The sequence below is a fragment of the Weissella kandleri genome, from assembly GCF_001438705.1.
Lineage (GTDB): Bacteria > Bacillota > Bacilli > Lactobacillales > Lactobacillaceae > Weissella > Weissella kandleri.
On record NZ_JQBP01000002.1, the window covers coordinates 227,726 to 245,996 of the forward strand.

Sequence of the window (18,271 nt, forward strand, 5' to 3'; positions counted from 1 at the left end):
GAATGGCAGCGGAACTTAAAGCGTTAGATGTAGTTCCTACCGTCGCTCAAACCTTAAACCTGCCACAAGTTAAAGTCAAAGCCACGCTAGATTTATTAAAGGCGGGGAATACAGTTCCTTTTATTGCGCGTTATCGAAAAGAGGCGACAGGCGATTTAGATGAAGTGCAAATTCGGGATGTGCAAGCTGCTACTAAGAAATTAGAAGATTTGCAAGCGCGTAAAAGTACCGTGCAAAAAGCATTGATGGAACAGGGCTCATGGTCAGCGCAGTTGGCACAACAATTAAATGCGCAAACCACTATGCAGGGCGTGGAAGACTTTTATCTCCCCTATAAACAAAAGCGGCGGACCAAGGCCACTATTGCTAAAGAAGCTGGCTTAATGCCTTTAGCGCGATTAGTGCAAACTTTTCCGACCCAGAGTTTTGAAGTGGCAGCGACGGAATACGTGCAACCCGAACGCGGTTTAAATGATTTGGCAGATGTGCGGAACGGGGTTCATGAAATTTTTGCGGAAGTGATTGGAGAAAATGCTGGTTTACGGGCTTGGATTCGCAATTACACGCAAGAAAATGGACAAATTGTTGCACGTTTGAAAAAGAAAGCGGCAGCTGAAGATTCAAAAGGTGTTTATCGATTGTACTATGAATTTCAACAACGAATTAAAAACGTTCAAAATCATCAAGTCTTGGCCTTGAATCGAGGTGAAAAGACGGGAATTTTAAATGTTAGTATTCAAGTTGATCAAGATGCGATTGAACGCTATTTGAAATTTCGTTTAGTGGGACAGCGACATGGTTGGGCAGCTGATTTATTAGTGGAAGCTGCTCGAGATGCTTATAAGCGCTTTATTGGTCCTGCGATTGAGCGAGAATTACGCAAGGATTTAACGGAAATAGCCGATGCGGATGCCATTCATGTGTTTGGGCAAAATTTGTATCATCTGTTGATGGGCCCAACTTTGCGTGGTCAAGTGGTTCTTGGCTTTGATCCTGGAATCCGAACGGGGTCAAAGTTGGCAGTCGTAGATGAGCGTGGTAAATTTCTAGACAAAGCGGTAATTTATCCACATCGGGCAGCTAAATATGATCCAGCTGGGGCTAAAAAAACGATTATAGAGCTAGTCCAAAAATATCAAGTAACCTTAGTTGCGATTGGAAATGGGACGGCTTCTCGTGAATCACAGCAATTTATTGCTGATATCATTCAGCATGATTTACCTGACTTAAAGTATGTCGTGGTCAATGAAGCAGGGGCCTCTGTTTATTCTGCTTCCGATGTTGCCCGGCAAGAATTTCCCGATTTACCAGTTGAGCAGCGTTCTGCGATATCTATCGCACGACGGTTACAAGATCCGATGGCGGAGTTAATTAAGATTGATCCTCAGGCGGTCGGCGTGGGACAGTACCAACATGATTTACCTGATAAAGAGTTGACCCAAGAATTGGATCAAGTTTTGGAAAGTGCGGTAAACCAAGTTGGGGTAAACTTAAATACCGCGTCACCTCAGCTTTTGTTGCATATTGCCGGTTTGAATAAAACGACGGCGCAAAATATTATTGCGTATCGAGAACAAAATGGGGCTTTCAAAACGCGCAACGAGCTAAAAAAAGTTGCAAAATTAGGACCAAAAGCTTTTGAACAAGCGGCTGGTTTCTTACGAATTCCGGATGGTACCAATCGTTTAGACAATACGGATATTCATCCTGAATCGTATGCTATTGCCCAGAAAGTACTGAAAAAGATTGATACTAGCCAACCGCTTGAGCAGCAAAAGCAACAGCTTGCCACGTTAGCGCAGCCAGCCGTTGCAGATGAGTTGGCAGTGGGGATCCAGACTTTAAAGGATATTGTGGATTCTTTGCTTCATCCTGGTCGGGATGTCCGGGCTGCTGCGACGGGAGCCGTTTTACGGACGGACGTTCTATCGCTTAAGGACTTACAGCCGGGGATGCAATTACAAGGAACCGTGCGAAATGTGGTTGATTTTGGGGCATTCGTTGATATTGGCGTGCATGAAGATGGTTTAATTCATGTGAACAATATGGTGCCGAAGCGGCAGCGGCGCGGTAAAATTAATCCGCATGATTATGTTGCGGTGGGGGATGTCGTGACCGTTTGGGTCTTGAATGTGGATATTCAGCGCGAACGGATTGGTCTGACCCTCTTTAAAGACCAAGTTTCAGAAAATACACATTGAAAAATGAATTGGAATTTGATAAAATTATCTATGTTAGTTATCTGAGATAGATAATTGCGGACGTGGCGGAATTGGCAGACGCGCAGGACTAAGGATCCTGTGGTAGAAATACCGTGCGGGTTCGACCCCCGCCGCCCGCATCATTAATATTTGGAAGCCCCATCATATCAACAATTATGTTGATATGATGGGCTTCTTTTGTTTATACATAAATACTGAATCTAACTGAATACACAGCGACTGTGTATTTTTGTTGTGTATTTTTAAGCAGTTTTAGAAGTTAACGCAACTAGTAAAACTGTTCGCAGGGGTTTCTTTGGGTTCTTCTTACATTGGAAAAGCTTACGGATAGAATGTTTAAGAAATTTTAAGCATGGGGTTGGAAAGTGTTTTTGAGCCTGGTTAATGGACAATTACTTTATGGAGTGGTCTTTTATTTTGACCTGAATATATTGAAAAAGGTTCTTTTGCACACTAAAATCTCGCCTGGTCAGCGTAAATGACTGTAGGGGGATGTTATGAAACGTAATTTTTGGAAAAGTTTAGATTGGACTAGGCTGCAATAGAATATTAAGCATCAAGCCAAAAAGATTAAAAACAGATAGTTACGGTATGAAATAAACCGACATGATACAATAGAAATAAATTTAAAAAAGGAGGAATGAATGATGACCAAAGCCGATAAGCATGCAAATTGGTTAAGTAAAGTTGCTTCAAAATCGCATTGGCCGCACATGACCACTCCTCAGGAAATATTGCCTACGATTGCCAAACAACCAGCGCCATTCAAACATCCCTTAACCGTTAGTAAAAATTTAGTGCAGGCATTAAAAAAAAGTCGGCGGATGTTGCAAATGATTTTATGTTTTGGCGGGTTAATCCTGTTTATTTTAATGGGACAGTCAATTCTGCGTTGTTTTAATTACGAATTGGTGAGCCCTTTTTGGCAACAAATTATGATGATTCTGTTGAGCTTAACAGGCCTGGTCGTTTTAAGTGCTTATGCTTGGTTGATGTGGACGACCAATTGGTTTCTGGAGAGTCTTTGGCGCTGGTTAGCAGGTAATTTACTCTTGGTTCAAGCTACCATCAGCCAAAATTTCACTGAATTACTTGGGCTTAATTTCACTTGGTTCCTGTTGATGGGCCAAATGATGTATGAAATTCATATATTACGGGGAGATTTATCAAAATTTGAATGGAATCTGCAAGTCATAGCCCGAGAAAGTACGACACTCTTGGGGATTCTGTTGATCTTGAGTCGCCCACAACGAGATAGCTTAAGCTTGTTGATTATTTGGCTGATTTTACGGAGTTTACCCTGGACGGCGCTTAGTTTAAAAACATTAGTAAAGCATATTGATAAAAAATTAAGGCAGTTACAGGTTACTAGTAAAAATTTAGCGGTCGCTTTGCAGTTAAAGGGCTTTGACTATGTGGTGTTAGATAAAACAGAAACGCTGACGGAACCCATTGCTGAAGTTGATTCCATTACAATTAAGCCGGGAGTTGATCAGCATTTAATTTGGTCTTTACTGGTTTCATTAGAAGAAAATCAAAAGCATCCCATCGCACAAGGAATTTATCGATTCGCCATCGCGCAAGGTGGTGAAGTATTGCCTTTGAAACAATGGGGCAAGATTTCGATGGGGCTCGGGGCGGATTGGCAAAGCGATCATTATCTTTTAGTCAGTCGAAGTGCAGTGCGGCAATTGGGGTTGGAACCGCAACTTAAAAATAATGGAAAAACGATGAGTTACTTAGTTAAAAATCAAAAATCCATTTTAGCTGAAATTTGTCTGACAGAAAAATTAAAGCCCCAAGCACGGTCACTTGTTCAATTGATCAAACGTTGGCGTTGGGTAACCGTGATGGCAACAGGGGATAATGATAGTAATGCTAATCAAGTAGGTAGCCAACTGGGGTTAGATATTATCGCTGCTGATTTAACGTCGCAAATGAAAGCACAAGTTGTGCAGGCTTATCAAAAGCAAGGGCGAGTTATTTATTTAGGAGATGGCCATAACGATCAGTTAGCATTACAATTAGCTGATATAGGGATTAGTTTGGCTGATACGGCATTACCATATTCGCAGGCGCATCAAGCCCACCTGATGATTGGTGAATCATCTTTAGATGCTAGTATACAAAGTTTACAATTATTGAGAAAAGGTTGGTTTAAAAACTGGTTGGATCATCTGGTCTGGGGGGGAATTAATTTAGCAACCTTGCTGTTATTGATTTGGAATTTTCCCCAGCTGCATTTAGCAATTATCGGGTCCAGTGGCATATTGTTGCTAAGCTTATTATTTAATTTGTGTAATTATTTTTTTAATTGCTTCATAAATAATGTTGACAATAATGGCGATATAAGATAACATTAAATGTGTTATAAAATAACGCTACGGAGAATTACCCAAGTCTGGCTGAAGGGAACGGTCTTGAAAACCGTCAGGTCGGGAAACCGGCGCGTGGGTTCGAATCCCACATTCTCCTTTTTTATTATCGCGGGATGGAGCAGTCTGGTAGCTCGTCGGGCCCATAACCCGAAGGTCGTAGGTTCAAATCCTGCTCCCGCAATCATATATTTAGCCAAAAGATTGTCGTTGATAGTACAGTACTTCAACGACAATCTTTTTTGTTGATTAAAAATTCAATAGCCGTATTTGACAACGCAGTCTGATTTCAAACTTGATAAGGTTTGTTAAAGCCTGCCCAAGATTAAAATGAAATTTGCTATACTCTAATATGTAGAGATGAATTATAAAAATTAGGAGCGTTAATAATGAAGTTTAAACACTTGCGTTATGTAATCGCCATTGGATTAATGACTATTTTCAGCGGAGTAGTATGGCCGTTAATGCAACGCCAGCGCCAATGGCAAATACCAGAAAGTTGGCTGCAATATGGTTATCCTGTGCTAGCGGGGATTAGTTTTGTTATTTTGTTGTTGTTAATTGTACAGATGTATCGGCAATGGCGTCAGGCTGAGTCTGGAACGGAAACTGAAGTCGGTTGGGCAACGCTAGGTATTTTTAGCTGGCTGGTGCTCTGGTTAGTCACGATGTTTTATGCGAAAAATAATGCGTGGGTCCTTTTACCTATTATGTTGTTGGGCGTAACATTGTTACTAATTGTGATTGATATTTTCCAAATACAACCATTAGATCAGTTGAAGCCGTTAGATCAGCGTAATTTAGTAGGAATGAGTTTTGTCACCTGGATTATTGCTTTGTATGGTTTAATTTTCTTTAGCCTCACAATTAATTTCATGACCGGTTTGACAGTTTTGATCACGGTAATTTTAATTACTGATGTTCGATGGTCAACGATGATTTCGCAATATCAGCGGTTAAAAGTCAAAAATCATCTGACAAATTTGGGAGTGAAAGTGAACCGTTGGGGAGTTTTTGACCAATTGCCAGGCATTAAAAATATGGTTATTGAAAAATCCGGTATTTTAACTGAAAATTCTGCACAGATTTATTCTGTGAAAAGCTTAGACGATCGCTATAGTGATAACGATGTGATTGGAATTGCAGCGGGATTGCTAGACAATTTTGCGAGCCCTTTATCAAGCGCATTTGCGACTTATGCAAAAACGCGGGGGATTTCGGCGAGCGAAGTTAGTGAGCCAGAAAAGGTAAACTTAATCGGAATTTCAGGGGTCATTCATCAAGAGCGTTTTTCGGTGATTTCAGCGCGGGAAGCTTTAAAAAATTATGCGGTCAATCCAGAAGTTTTAGCTAATTATCAAGCAATTGGCAATTCAGTTTCATATATTGTAGATGGGATTCAGGTGATTGGCGTCATTAATTATGGCACCCCGTTGAAATTCTCCTTACTTGATATTGATCGTGAATTAACGAAGCGTAAGATTAAGACACAAGTAATTTCGGCTGATGCATCAGGCGCGGTACGCGATTTACCTGAAATTTTTCATAGTGCTAATGTTGTGAAAGCCGGGTTGAGTCCGAGTGCCAAAATTGCCATGCAGTTAACTTATTTGTCACGAAATGATGCGTTGTTGATTACGAATCAACAAATTCCAAGTGGCGTGCCTGATCGAATTATGATTGAAGTCGGTGATAGTCTGCCCTTTGTCGATATTCAAATGAATGATTTAAGTCAATTAAAATTTGTTTTGCAAGCATCTGATGACTTTGTGAAAATTAGTCATCGAAATTTACGTTGGCTAAATATGATAACAATTATTTTGTTATTATTTGGCTTAATTTTAGGCTTGATTTTAGGTAATTTGATTATTTTGGCCCCATTATTTGCATTAGGAATTCGGATAATTATTTCTACGATTTTAGTCTATCAAACGCGCAATTAACCAGGTAAAAGGTGTTTATTAAAAGGTCAGTTCAGTTATTGACACCACATAGGAAAGCGACTAAAATTAAAGGGTGTTAAAAAGCGCAAAAGAAAATAATTATAATAAGTTGAATCAATTAACTTACTAGACAGGAGACAGTGATGAACGTTATATGGATCATCCTTGCGTCGCTTGTCGCAATCGTAATCGGGTGTGCTGGTGGAACGATTTTCACAAAGACGAAAATTGAAAATCGCTTAAAGCAAACACATCAAACTGCAGAAGATATCACGAAACAAGCACAAGCGGAAGCAAAGAGCATGAAACAAAGTGCCTTAGTGGAAGCGCGTGATGAAAGCCAACAATATCAAGCGAAAGTGGAGACTGAACTTCAGAGCCGGCGCCAAGCGGTGCAGACTCAAGAAGAGCGCTTGGTAAGTCGTGAATCGGTGCTAGATCGGAAAGACGCTTCTTTGCAAAAACGCGAAGAAACGATTGCCGATAAAGAAACGAAACTTGAACAACAGTGGCAAAGTGTTAAAGATATACAAAAACACGCTGAACAGTTGGTACAAGATCGAGAAGATAAATTGGTTGAAGTGGCCGGTATGAGCCGTCCTGACGCTCAAGATGTGATTTTAGCTGAAACGAAAGAATCCTTAGTTGGTGAACGCGCGAAGTTAATCAAAGAGAGTGAACAAGAAGCAACGGCTGAAGCGGACAAACGTGCTAAAAGTTTGGTCGTACAAGCAATTCAACGTTCCGCTGCTGATATGGTGGCAGAATCGACGGTTTCAGTCGTAACCTTACCAAATGATGACATGAAGGGTCGGATTATCGGGCGTGAAGGGCGTAATATTCGTGCGTTAGAGACCTTAACTGGAGTTGATTTAATTATTGATGATACGCCAGAAGCGGTTGTTCTAAGCGGATATGATCCAATCCGACGTGAAATTGCAAAACGTGCGTTAGAGACGTTGATTTCTGATGGGCGGATTCATCCCGCTCGGATTGAAGAAACCGTTGATAAAGCACGCAAAGAAATGGATGAACATATTCGAGAAGTTGGAGAACAAACGGTCTTTGATTTGGGACTCCACAATATTCATCCAGATTTGGTTAAGACGATTGGTCGTATGAATTATCGAACTAGTTATGGACAAAATGTCTTAGTCCACTCGATTGAAGTTGCAAAACTAACCGGCTTGTTGGCAGCTGAGTTAGGGGAAGACATTACGCTTGCGAAGCGCGCAGGATTATTACACGATATAGGTAAAGCAGTTGATCATGAAGTGGATGGTTCACATGTGGAATTGGGTGTTGAATTGGCAACCAAGTACCATGAACCAGCAACTGTTATTAATGCTATTGCATCCCATCATGGGGATGTAGAACCTGAATCAAATATTGCCGTCTTAGTTGCGGCAGCTGATTCAATTTCAGCAGCACGCCCTGGGGCACGTTCTGAATCGTTGGAAAATTACGTTCAACGACTCAAACAATTAGAAGGAATTTCGAACTCGTTTAATGGGGTTCAAAAATCCTTTGCAATTCAGGCCGGGCGCGAAATTCGCGTGATGGTAGAACCAGCCGCAATTTCAGATGTTGAAGCTACGGTTTTGGCTCGTGATATTAAGAATCAAATTGAGCATGATTTGGATTATCCAGGTCATATCAAGGTGACAGTAATACGCGAATCCCGTTCAGTAGAATATGCTAAATAAAAAAACAGATGGCGCTAAATGTCATCTGTTTTTTGTTTAGAGAAGCCGTTTTGGTTGGACATGCGTATTATATAAAAACCTTTATGATAGGAGGATGAAGGCTTGAATATAACAAGTAATGCTAAAATGATAAATTTCTTGAATGATGGAAATTTGCGGAGCGTTTATGAAAAGTGTTTTATAAATTACCTAAAATGCGGTATGATGGTTTTAAATTTAATCGGGTAAAAAAGGTTTAAACAGGGGCAGGGTATGATTACAAAAAAACAGGGCTGGATATTAGGTGGATCGATTACGGCATTGATAATAGCTGGTGGCTTAGGCTGGTGGTATTATCAATCAACGGTCACCGAAAATGGTCAGGCGCAACAGTTTGCTCGCCAATATGCAGAGAATTTTGAACGACGTGATTATCAAAAATTATTCAAACAAGTTGATCAAGCCAGTTTAAAACAAAACGATGTATCAACCAAGTCCCCCGCTGAAAAAATGACAGCTGATTTTAAATATTTAGGAATTAATAAGGTTAAAGTTTCTGATGTTAAAACGATGCATCAGGGGGCACATAAATATTTATTACAATATCAAGCGGATTTAATGACGCCGATTGGGTTAATAAAAAATCAACATTACCGAGTGCCCATTGAGGTCAAGAATAAAAAAGCCACCGTTATTTATAGTGATAGTTTAATTATTCCTGGTCTGCAGAAATCACAGAAATTGAACATCTTTAAAGATGGTGGTGAGCGTGGTGAAATCTTAGATCGAAATGGTAAAGTATTAGCGGGCAACCAAGCTACGAAAATCTTGAAAATTGTACCGAGATATTTTATAAATGATGATGGTAGCATTGATCAAACTAAAGTTGCAGATGTCGCAAACAAGTATAATGTTTCGGGGGATGAAATCGCCAAGGGTATCAATGAGTATCATGATCACCCTGATTGGGGCTATACCGTTAAGACCTTAACGGATGACGATTACCAAGGGGATGATGAAAATGATGGAGCGTCGGTTCAAACGGCCTATGAGCGAACTTATCCTAAGGGGGCGGCTTTCGGTCTGTTATTAGGTTATACAGGGACTGCGACGGCCGATGATGTAGCCAAAAATTCGACTTTGAGTGGAAATGATATCGTTGGGCGTGCCGGGTTAGAACAAACCTTAGACCAACGTCTCCGTGGTAAAGAAGCTGTTAAATATCAAATTTTGAATACGAACGGCACTACTGACAAGGTTTTGTTGGAACAAAAATTTGAAAAGGGTGAAGATATCAAACTGACTGTCGATGCTGATCTACAACAGACGACGTATGATGGCTTTGCAGGTAAACCTGGCGCAGCAGTTATTCAAGCTCCGAAAACGGGTGAACTGTTAGCGGTTGTTTCATCCCCATCTTTTGCACAAGATACGATGGCGCAGGATTATAATAGTTTAGCTAATAATCAAGACTATCCATTTATTGAGCGTTTTAATAAAGGATATGCACCGGCTTCTACCTTTAAGCAAGTTTCAGCGGCGATTGGGCTGGAGAATGGCACTTTGAATCCAGATGAAGTGCACCATATTGAGGGTAAAAAATGGGCTCCATATAGCGTGACGCGGGTTAATTCAGATGTGGATGTTAATTTACAAACAGCTTTACAACATTCTGATAATGTTTACTTTGCGCAAGAAATGTTAAAGGTTGGTCGTGATAAATTTGAAAAAGCGTTGCAAGATAAATTTACCTTTGGACGTGATTATAAGTTGCCATTGAATATGGCTAGTCCTTCTTATAGCAATAGTGGCAAATTGGAAAACGATAAGCAGTTAGTCGATAGCGCTTATGGTCAAGGTGAAATGTCCGTCACACCAATTGAAATGGTGACGATGTTTAACTTCTTAGACAATGATGGTTCAATTGTGATGCCTAAGTTATTGATGGACAACAAAAAGCCAAAAGTGATTAAGGATGTGGCAACTTCTGAACATGTACAGACAATTTTAAATGATGAATTAGGGATTGTCGAAAACGCAGACGGGTATGCGCATGCACTATATAATGACGGCTTTAAATTAGCTGCTAAAACGGGAACCGCTGAGACAGGCAATAATAACCAAAATGCACTAGTATCGGTGCATGACGTCCAAAATAATAAGTTTACTGGTTTATATATTGTTGAAAATTCGGTCTTGAACGGAAAAGATTATAATCCACAAGCAGACGTCTTGGCTAAGCCATCTGTTGATTATTTAGAGCAAAATTATAAGTAAGATTTAAGTTGTTAAAAAGAGTGATTGTTTAGATTATTGCTAAACAATCACTCTTTTATTGTGGCATTACATACGTTAAGTGTTCAAAGTAGTAAATAAAAAGGCTTGCTGATTATTAAAGCAGTAAGCCTTTTTAACGGTCACTCTGATCAGGTTGGAGCACTGTTTGCCTCACAATTATTAATTACCTGTAGTTTGGGAGATAACAATGCTTGATCATTGTACGAATGGAGCCGAGGGGAGTTGAACCCCTGTCCTAACACCTTGTAATTATTACATCTACGTTCATAGTTTGAACATTTAAATTTCGTCGCATGCAGGCCTCCAAACTAGGCCATCATTTTGACTAATCTGATTATCTTATTCAAGCTTTCTCCAGATGTAAAAAAGCAGGCGTAAATCACGTTTATAATGACCAATTTGAAACCGTGATTAGATTTAAAATTGGTTAGGCACGCTGGTTTTTAGGCAGCGAAAGCCAAATTATTTGAATTTTTTGCAGTTAATTCTTCTGAGTGGATTATAGGGCCACAACCCCTAAACGCAGTAATAACACAAACAGTGTCAGTCGATTCCGTAACGACCCCGTATATATTATCTAGTATAGCGGATTTTATTAAAAATAACCACGAATTTATGAAATTGATGAGATTAAAGCGGTGGATGGTGCGCATGCACTGTCTAAAATTAATGGTATAATAATTTTTATTCAGTTTAAACTGAAATTATTAGAGAAAGTACGTGTGATGGAAGATGAATAAAGGAAGAGTAGAAGCATTTACAGATGCAATCATTGCGATTATCGCGACGATTATGATTTTAGAGTTTAAGATGCCACAAAATAGTAATTTTATGGCATTGTTGAGTGAATGGAGTTATTTATTGGCATATGCAATTAGCTTCTTTTTTATCATGGTGGCTTGGTTTAATCATCATTATATGTTTACATTATTGCCTCGGTTAACGAAGAAAATTTTCTGGGTGAATAACATCTGGTTGTTTTCAATGTCAATTATCCCCGTCTCAACGGCTTGGGTGGGACGGTTTGTTTCTGATCGTACGCCTGAATATTTTTATTTCTTTATTTTTGCGGTATGGACAGTGACGTATGTCTGGTTGTCTTATACAATTATGATGGAAATCCAAAAAATAGATGAAGTTAAGGCCGATAAAATTAGGCAAATGATTATTTATCAAGTGTTAACAAGTAAATGGTTCTTATTAGGGGTTGTTTTGATGCTAATTGTGGCTTATTTTGTACCATGGGTGATTTTAATTTTTACGATTATCGAACTTATTGTTTATGCGATTAATACTTCTGTGGATGCAGATCAATTATTCTAGGAGGGTATATGGAATTAGTTAATCTTGACCAAGTTACAGGAAACCAGCATTTTGAACGAATTTATTTAGAAGCGTTCCCAGCTTCGGAGCGGATTGCGTTGACTGATTTACAAGATTTGTCGGATGAAAATATTAATATTCATCTATCACAGCTGGAACAAGCAGGTGAAGTGTGTGGGTTGGCTGTTCATTATGCACTACCAGGTGAAAAAGGTTTTTTGTTGTATTTTGCGATGGATAGTCGTCTGCGGGGACAAGGCTTAGGGACACAAGCCTTAGCACTTTTCAAACAAATTTATCCCAGTGGAATTATTTTGGAATGTGAACTAGTCGGAGAAGCCGCTGAAAATGAGGAGCTCCGGCAAGCCCGTTATCGTTTCTATTTACGCAATGGCTTATCAGATTCGGGGACAATATCGGAAAATATGGGTGGTAGATACCATCTTATGCGGTCAACCGCACAGATCACACCGCTTGAATACCAAGAAGCTGCGCGTAATTTTGAAATTAAAACCACTTTACTGTAACGATTAAGGTATGTTAAAAAGCGCGCTCGTTTGAGGGATTTTTAGAATTAATTGTGAAAAAAATAAATGTTTAAGTAAAACGGCAGTATAATGTAAAAAAAGATGAAAAACTAAGGGGAAAGATCGATGGATAATTTTAAGCGTTGGTTTTTTAGTGAACAAACGCAAACATATGTAACCTTAATTCTTTTGGTGGCATTGATTTACTGGGCACGTACATTTATGCCAGTTATTTTATTAATTATCATTTTTGCTTCATTGGGAATTTCAGGGGGGCGCTGGCTAGAACGACGCTTGAAAATTCCATACGCAATCGGTGTTGTAGGTTTTTATGTTCTAATGATTGTAGGTGTTATATGGGTTATTTCGTTAGTCGCACCAATATTTTATCGTGAGGGGTATTCTTTAATTCAGAGCTCTATTAAAACTGTGCAAAATTATCCGTATTTGTCAAAACAATTTAGTGGATACTTATCCCAAACGGATTTGGATGAAAAGATTACTAATAGTGTGACAACTTTTTTGCATATGAGTTTAGTAGCGGTGCAAAGTGTCTGGAAAGTGGTGACAGAAGTTGCGATTGCGGTTTTGTTAAGTTTAGTTTATGCTATTTCATTACATCCCCTTAAGCGCTTTGGGAAGCAATTTAAGCACTCAGACTTCCCCGATTTTTTTCAAAATATTTTTACATTATCCAATAAATTTATTTACATTTTAGGACAAATTATTCGCGTGCAGGTAGAAATTGATTTAATTAATACAACGATTTCAACGATTGGCTTCATTTTGTTAGGAATGCCATCACCATTGGTCTTAGGAAGTATGGTCATGGTTTTGGGCTTGATTCCAGTCGCAGGAGTTTTAATTTCGTTGGTTCCGTTAACCATTGTGGCATTTTCAACTGGAGGCTGGGTGTTAGCGTTAGAAATGTTAATTTTCATTTTGTGCATTCATACCTTTGAAGCTTACTTTTTACACCCGAAGTTAATGGCATCACGGTCGGATTTGCCAGTTTTTGTCACCTTTATCTCATTAATTGTGATGGAGCGTTTATTGGGGCCATGGGGCTTGATTTTGGGAGTGCCAATTGTCTCATTTTTCTTGGATGTCTTAAATGTGCACAAATTTACGCATAATGCCATTGATTAAACTTGGAAAATGCACATTAATATTAATTAAATAGATGATAGGCAAGCCTTCGTGATTAGTGTAGAATGTAAAAGGAAACGTTTACACCTATGATTGCGGAGGCCTCTTTATGTTAATCAAACAAGTTAGTATTGAAAATAATTCGAAGTTAACAGATATTCGGGTTGAAAATGGATTAATTCAAGCGATTGAGCCCCATTTAACGCCCTTAGCGCAGGAACAAGTGATTGATGCAACGAATAAGGTTGTGATTCCACCATTCGTTGATCCGCATGTTCACTTGGATTCCACGCAAACTGCGGGTGAACCGGAATGGAATGAATCAGGAACATTATTTGATGGCATTCGGATTTGGTCTGAGCGTAAAAAGCAATTAACGCACATGGATGTTAAACGACGAGCAATCAAAACTTTGCGTATCCAAGCGGAACATGGACTGCAGTTTGTGCGATCACATGTCGATGTAACCGATCCAGATTTAACCGCTCTCAAAGCCTTAATTGAAGTGCGTGAAGAAGTTAAGCCTTGGATGGAACTGCAATTGGTGGCCTTTCCGCAAGAAGGAATTTTATCGTTTCCACATGGTCGGGAGTTAATGGAAAAGGCGGCACATTTAGGGGTCGATGCGCTGGGAGCAATTCCGCATTTCGAATTTACGCGTGAATATGGGATTGAATCGTTACAATTTGTCTTTGATTTGGCGCAGCAATATCACCTCTTAATTGATGCGCATACCGATGAAATTGATGACCCCTCTTCGCGGAGTTTAGAGACTTTAGCTACTTTAGCCTTAGAGACGGGGATGAAGGAGCAAGTGACGGCTTCGCATACGACAGCCATGGGTTCGTATAACGACGCCTATACGTATAAATTAATGCGATTGTTGAAGATGGCCGATTTAAATTTCATCGCAAATCCATTAATTAACATGTATCTTGGTGGTCGTTTTGATACGTATCCCAAGCGCCGGGGGCTGACTCGGGTGAAAGAATTACATCAAAATGGTATCAATGTGGCCTTTGGTGAAGATGATATTAAAGATCCGTGGTATCCAATGGGAAACGGCGACATGCTGGAAGTCTTACATCTTGGATTACATGCCACACAGATGATGGGTTATACAGAAATTATGCAATCTTATCAATTTGTGACAACGCATGGGGCAAGGGTGATGCAAGTTGAAGATCATTATGGAATTGAGGTTGGTAAACCTGCTTCGTTTTTGATTTTGGACGCCAAGAACTTTTATGATGCGTTAAATACCCATGCGGAGATTTTGTATTCAATTCATGCCGGTAAAATCTTAGCTGAGACCAAACCGGCGGAACATTCTTTTAATTTTTAAACTTAAAATAAACAATGGCGTTTGGGAAATCCCAGGCGCTTTTTTGATTTGTCAATTTTTAATTAAAAATAAATTAAAAATATCTCTTTAATTCTCATTTGTTTTACAGTATATTATTGCTAAGAGAATTATGGGGGACAAATACATGAAGATGATGTTGATGACTGATAATCAAAAGTTAAAAAAACTATTACATTTAACTTTTCAACGTGATTCTGGATTTATCGATGTTTTACAAGATTATCAATTAGCAGAGCGCTTTTTGAAACGCTGGCCCAGCGAGTGGGAAATTCTGCTCTTAGATCAACCAACTGATCACGATTTGGCTCAGATGTTGCAGTTAAAACGCACTAATCGGCACTTGAAAATTATTGTTTTAGCTCGTCAAATTGATCCGGCAGTGTTAATTCACTGGACCAAGTTTCCACCCGATTTAATTTTAGCCCCAGAGATTAGCTTGCAAGATTTGATTCAAAAATGTGAACAAATGCTCGTCCCAACTATCCAAGCCCCAGATGATTATCCAACGTTGCGCTCACTACAACCGCAAAAAAATGGACGTATTTGTTTAAATCCGGATGAATTCAATATTGTTGTGGATCGCGAAATAGTAGTTGCGTTGCGTCCTAAAGAATTTGAACTGATTTCATATTTAGTGCAAGCGCCTGGACGGGTTTTTACGAGGGAAGAATTGATGCGTGAAATTTGGCAGTATAAGTATTTTGCCGATGATCGGACGATTGACACGCATATTAAAAATTTACGGAAAAAGATTCCGTTCCCTTGTATCGCGACAGTCTGGGGGGTTGGGTATAAATATGACGAAACGCAAAACATGGGTTGAAAAATTGGTCTAAAAATTGGTATAATAATAACTGTGCTTGAAAGCGCTTAATCGTGATAAAATATAACTGTGACTAAGAATAAAGGATGGTTAGGCAAATGACGATTAATGTGGCTAGTCTCGGGATGGTACAAGATAATGTGGAAGTGCAAAAAGTAACTATTGAGAATAATCATGGGCATAAGCTAGGGTTAGTGACCTGGGGTGCTTCTTGGCAATCATTTCAAACAGCAGCTGGTGTTGATTTAACATTAGGCTTTCAAACAGCAGCTGAGTATCTTGATAACAATTACTACATTGGTAATATTGTGGGACGGACAGCTGGACGCATTGATGGCGCCCGCTTTGAATTAGATGGTCAAGAAGTGGTTATTCCAGCTAATGAAGATGGTAATTTGTTGCATGGTGGTGAACAAAACTTTTCACACCGAAATTGGACGATTGAAGCAATTGATGAAGCTATGAATCGGGTGACTTTTGGAACTAAAATGACTTCAGCTGAAGACCATTTTCCTGGTGATATGCAGGCAACTGTCACGTATACCTTGACGGAAAATGATGAGGTTAAGATTCAATTTACAGCTGAATCGACCGCAACAACTTTGTATAATCCAACCGCCCATGTTTATTTCAATCTTGGTGGTGTGGGCACGGATGCACGTAAAATGCAGTTACAGATTAAAGCTGATCGTTACATGGAATTGCGTGCTGATAAAGTCCCAACAGGTAACTTATTACCAGTCGCAGGGACGGCTTATGATTTCCGTGAACCTCAATTAATGGGTGTGGCTTTAGAAAAGTTGCCTGCGAATGCTTTTGATAAAAAATTTGATGATGTGTTTGCTTTAAATGGAGACTCAAAGCCAGATGTGATCTTAACTGATCCGGTTTCACAACGCTCGGTTGAAATTAGCACGGACCGGAATGCTGTGGTATGCTTTATTACGAATCCAGAGGTAGATAATTATGCAGATCAGGAGGCTTTTTTGGCTGAACATCCGTATAATGGAATTGCTTTGGAAGCACAAACGTTATCAGATTCAATTCACCATCCGGAGCTAGGCGATATTATTTTACCGGCCAACCAAACACAGACGTATGTCAACACGTATGCGTTTAAAAATATTTAGTGATAAGAAATAGGAGTATTTAAACATGACAACTTTATCTTTTGATACAAGTAAATTATCTTCATTTGTGAATGAGGGCGAGCTAGAAATGATGCAGCCCATGGTTAACATGGCGGACTCATTATTGCGTGAGGGAACGGGGGCTGGTTCTGATTATACCGACTGGATAAAATTGCCAACTGAATATGATCATGATGAATTTGCACGTATTCAAGCCGCTGCTAAGAAAATTGCCAGTGATTCAAAGGTTTTAGTTGTTATTGGAATTGGTGGTTCATATTTGGGAGCCCGAGCTGCGGTTGACTTTTTAAATGATTACTTTAATTCAGCTTATTCAGATGCTGACCGGACAGCGCCTCAAATTATCTTTGCTGGAAATAATATTTCAGGGCAGTATTTGAACTCCATTATTAAGTTAATTGGGGATCGGGATTTTTCTGTGAACGTTATTTCAAAATCAGGAACGACAACTGAACCAGCGATTGCTTTTCGGGTCTTTAAACAAATGTTGGAGAAGAAATATGGGGTTGAAGCCGCTAAAGAACGTATTTATGCGACAACTGATTCCAAGCGTGGGGCTTTGAAGACTTTAGCTGATGAAGAGGGTTATGAAGAGTTTGTAGTGCCTGATGGTGTTGGTGGCCGTTTCTCTGTTTTGACAGCCGTTGGTTTGTTGCCAATTGCAGCAGCTGGTGGTGACATTGAACAATTGATGGCTGGAGCTGCACAAGCCCAAGCTGATTACGCCGATGCTGATTTAATGAAGAATGAAGCATATCAATATGCAGCTTACCGTAATATCTTGTATCGGAAGGGGTACACCACTGAATTGTTGGTTAATTATGAACCAACTTTGGTTCAATTCGGAGAATGGTGGAAGCAATTACAAGGAGAATCTGAAGGTAAAGATGGGAAGGGAATTTTCCCAGCTACTGGAAACTTCTCAACTGATTTGCATTCATTTGGTCAATACATTCAAGAAGGACGCCGAAATTTGTTTGAAACTTTGGTGCGTGTGACTGAACCTGTTACGGACGTCACGATTCCAACAATGGATGCTGATGATGGATTAGGATATTTGCAAGGTGAAACGATGAGCTATGTTAACCGCATGGCATCAGATGGAACTTTGCTCGCGCACGTTGATGGCGGTGTTCCTAACATGGTTGTTGAGATTGAAAAGCAAGATGCTTATCACCTTGGCTACATGATTTACTTCTTTGAGATTGCGGTTGGAATTTCAGGGTATCTAAATGGAATTAATCCATTTAACCAACCAGGAGTTGAAGCATATAAAAAGAACATGTTTGGTTTACTAGGCAAACCTGGTTATGAGAGTTTAACTGAAGAGTTACGCGCTCGTTTGTAAAATTTAACGATAATCAAGGTATCAGCAATAGCTGACGCCTTTTTTATTGAATTGAGTTGGT

General features: G+C 39.6%; 12 protein-coding genes, 3 tRNA genes and 1 other RNA gene. 15 read left to right on the plus strand and 1 reads right to left on the minus strand.

Features of this window, described 5'->3' with window-relative positions; all coding sequences use genetic code 11:
• Positions 1-2: 2 nt before the first annotated feature.
• The 8 genes from IV73_RS02705 to IV73_RS02740 all read left to right on the plus strand — a co-directional run bounded on the left by IV73_RS02705 (position 3) and on the right by IV73_RS02740 (position 10,502).
• Positions 3-2,201 (plus strand): Tex family protein, encoded by a 2,199-nt coding sequence (locus IV73_RS02705; RefSeq protein WP_057754524.1) that lies wholly within the window; start codon positions 3-5, stop codon positions 2,199-2,201.
• A 56-nt stretch (positions 2,202-2,257) separates the two neighbouring features.
• Positions 2,258-2,341, plus strand: a tRNA-Leu gene (locus tag IV73_RS02710).
• A 525-nt stretch (positions 2,342-2,866) separates the two neighbouring features.
• Positions 2,867-4,579: an HAD-IC family P-type ATPase gene (locus IV73_RS02715; RefSeq protein WP_057754527.1), complete on the plus strand. Its 1,713-nt coding sequence runs from the start codon at positions 2,867-2,869 to the stop codon at positions 4,577-4,579.
• A 28-nt stretch (positions 4,580-4,607) separates the two neighbouring features.
• Positions 4,608-4,697: transfer RNA gene (locus IV73_RS02720), tRNA-Ser, on the plus strand.
• Between the two features lie 10 nt (positions 4,698-4,707).
• Positions 4,708-4,781 (plus strand) — tRNA-Met (locus IV73_RS02725).
• 205 nt (positions 4,782-4,986) lie between these two features.
• Positions 4,987-6,540, plus strand: coding sequence for an HAD family hydrolase (locus tag IV73_RS02730; RefSeq protein ID WP_057754531.1), 1,554 nt, complete (start codon positions 4,987-4,989; stop codon positions 6,538-6,540).
• A gap of 140 nt (positions 6,541-6,680) precedes the next feature.
• Positions 6,681-8,246: a ribonuclease Y gene (gene rny, locus IV73_RS02735; RefSeq protein ID WP_201781071.1), complete on the plus strand. Its 1,566-nt coding sequence runs from the start codon at positions 6,681-6,683 to the stop codon at positions 8,244-8,246.
• Between the two features lie 252 nt (positions 8,247-8,498).
• The gene (locus tag IV73_RS02740) at positions 8,499-10,502 is read left to right on the plus strand and encodes a penicillin-binding transpeptidase domain-containing protein (RefSeq protein WP_057754537.1); all 2,004 of its coding nucleotides are present in this window, start codon (positions 8,499-8,501) and stop codon (positions 10,500-10,502) included.
• Positions 10,503-10,727: 225 nt separating this feature from the next.
• On the opposite strand, the gene ssrA is transcribed toward IV73_RS02740, so the two are convergent.
• Positions 10,728-11,089, minus strand: a transfer-messenger RNA (tmRNA) gene (gene ssrA, locus IV73_RS06515).
• Between the two features lie 166 nt (positions 11,090-11,255).
• Here ssrA and IV73_RS02745 point away from each other — a divergent pair.
• The 7 genes from IV73_RS02745 (at position 11,256) to IV73_RS02775 (ending at position 18,210) form a co-directional block, all read left to right on the plus strand.
• Positions 11,256-11,846: a TMEM175 family protein gene (locus tag IV73_RS02745; RefSeq protein WP_057754540.1), complete on the plus strand. Its 591-nt coding sequence runs from the start codon at positions 11,256-11,258 to the stop codon at positions 11,844-11,846.
• An 8-nt stretch (positions 11,847-11,854) separates the two neighbouring features.
• The gene (locus tag IV73_RS02750; RefSeq protein WP_057754543.1) at positions 11,855-12,373 is read left to right on the plus strand and encodes a GNAT family N-acetyltransferase; all 519 of its coding nucleotides are present in this window, start codon (positions 11,855-11,857) and stop codon (positions 12,371-12,373) included.
• Between the two features lie 126 nt (positions 12,374-12,499).
• Positions 12,500-13,522: an AI-2E family transporter gene (locus IV73_RS02755; protein ID WP_057754546.1), complete on the plus strand. Its 1,023-nt coding sequence runs from the start codon at positions 12,500-12,502 to the stop codon at positions 13,520-13,522.
• Between the two features lie 109 nt (positions 13,523-13,631).
• Complete coding sequence (gene codA / locus IV73_RS02760) at positions 13,632-14,867, plus strand: cytosine deaminase (protein WP_057754549.1); 1,236 nt, start codon at positions 13,632-13,634, stop codon at positions 14,865-14,867.
• A 145-nt stretch (positions 14,868-15,012) separates the two neighbouring features.
• The gene (locus IV73_RS02765) at positions 15,013-15,711 is read left to right on the plus strand and encodes a winged helix-turn-helix transcriptional regulator (RefSeq protein ID WP_057754552.1); all 699 of its coding nucleotides are present in this window, start codon (positions 15,013-15,015) and stop codon (positions 15,709-15,711) included.
• Between the two features lie 98 nt (positions 15,712-15,809).
• A complete protein-coding gene (locus tag IV73_RS02770; protein ID WP_057754554.1) occupies positions 15,810-16,841 on the plus strand; it encodes an aldose epimerase family protein in 1,032 nt (343 codons plus the stop codon).
• Positions 16,842-16,866: 25 nt separating this feature from the next.
• Complete coding sequence (locus IV73_RS02775) at positions 16,867-18,210, plus strand: glucose-6-phosphate isomerase (protein WP_057754557.1); 1,344 nt, start codon at positions 16,867-16,869, stop codon at positions 18,208-18,210.
• Positions 18,211-18,271: the final 61 nt, after the last annotated feature.

Bases quoted from the DNA above. Each gene is read 5' to 3' on its own strand.
- IV73_RS02705 (WP_057754524.1), top strand. From the start codon at position 3: ATGGCAGCGGAACTTAAAGCGTTAGATGTAGTTCCTACCGTCGCTCAA.
- IV73_RS02715 (WP_057754527.1), top strand. From the start codon at position 2,867: ATGATGACCAAAGCCGATAAGCATGCAAATTGGTTAAGTAAAGTTGCT.
- IV73_RS02730 (WP_057754531.1), top strand. From the start codon at position 4,987: ATGAAGTTTAAACACTTGCGTTATGTAATCGCCATTGGATTAATGACT.
- IV73_RS02740 (WP_057754537.1), top strand. From the start codon at position 8,499: ATGATTACAAAAAAACAGGGCTGGATATTAGGTGGATCGATTACGGCA.
- IV73_RS02745 (WP_057754540.1), top strand. From the start codon at position 11,256: ATGAATAAAGGAAGAGTAGAAGCATTTACAGATGCAATCATTGCGATT.
- IV73_RS02750 (WP_057754543.1), top strand. From the start codon at position 11,855: ATGGAATTAGTTAATCTTGACCAAGTTACAGGAAACCAGCATTTTGAA.
- IV73_RS02755 (WP_057754546.1), top strand. From the start codon at position 12,500: ATGGATAATTTTAAGCGTTGGTTTTTTAGTGAACAAACGCAAACATAT.
- codA (WP_057754549.1), top strand. From the start codon at position 13,632: ATGTTAATCAAACAAGTTAGTATTGAAAATAATTCGAAGTTAACAGAT.
- IV73_RS02765 (WP_057754552.1), top strand. From the start codon at position 15,013: ATGAAGATGATGTTGATGACTGATAATCAAAAGTTAAAAAAACTATTA.
- IV73_RS02770 (WP_057754554.1), top strand. From the start codon at position 15,810: ATGACGATTAATGTGGCTAGTCTCGGGATGGTACAAGATAATGTGGAA.
- IV73_RS02775 (WP_057754557.1), top strand. From the start codon at position 16,867: ATGACAACTTTATCTTTTGATACAAGTAAATTATCTTCATTTGTGAAT.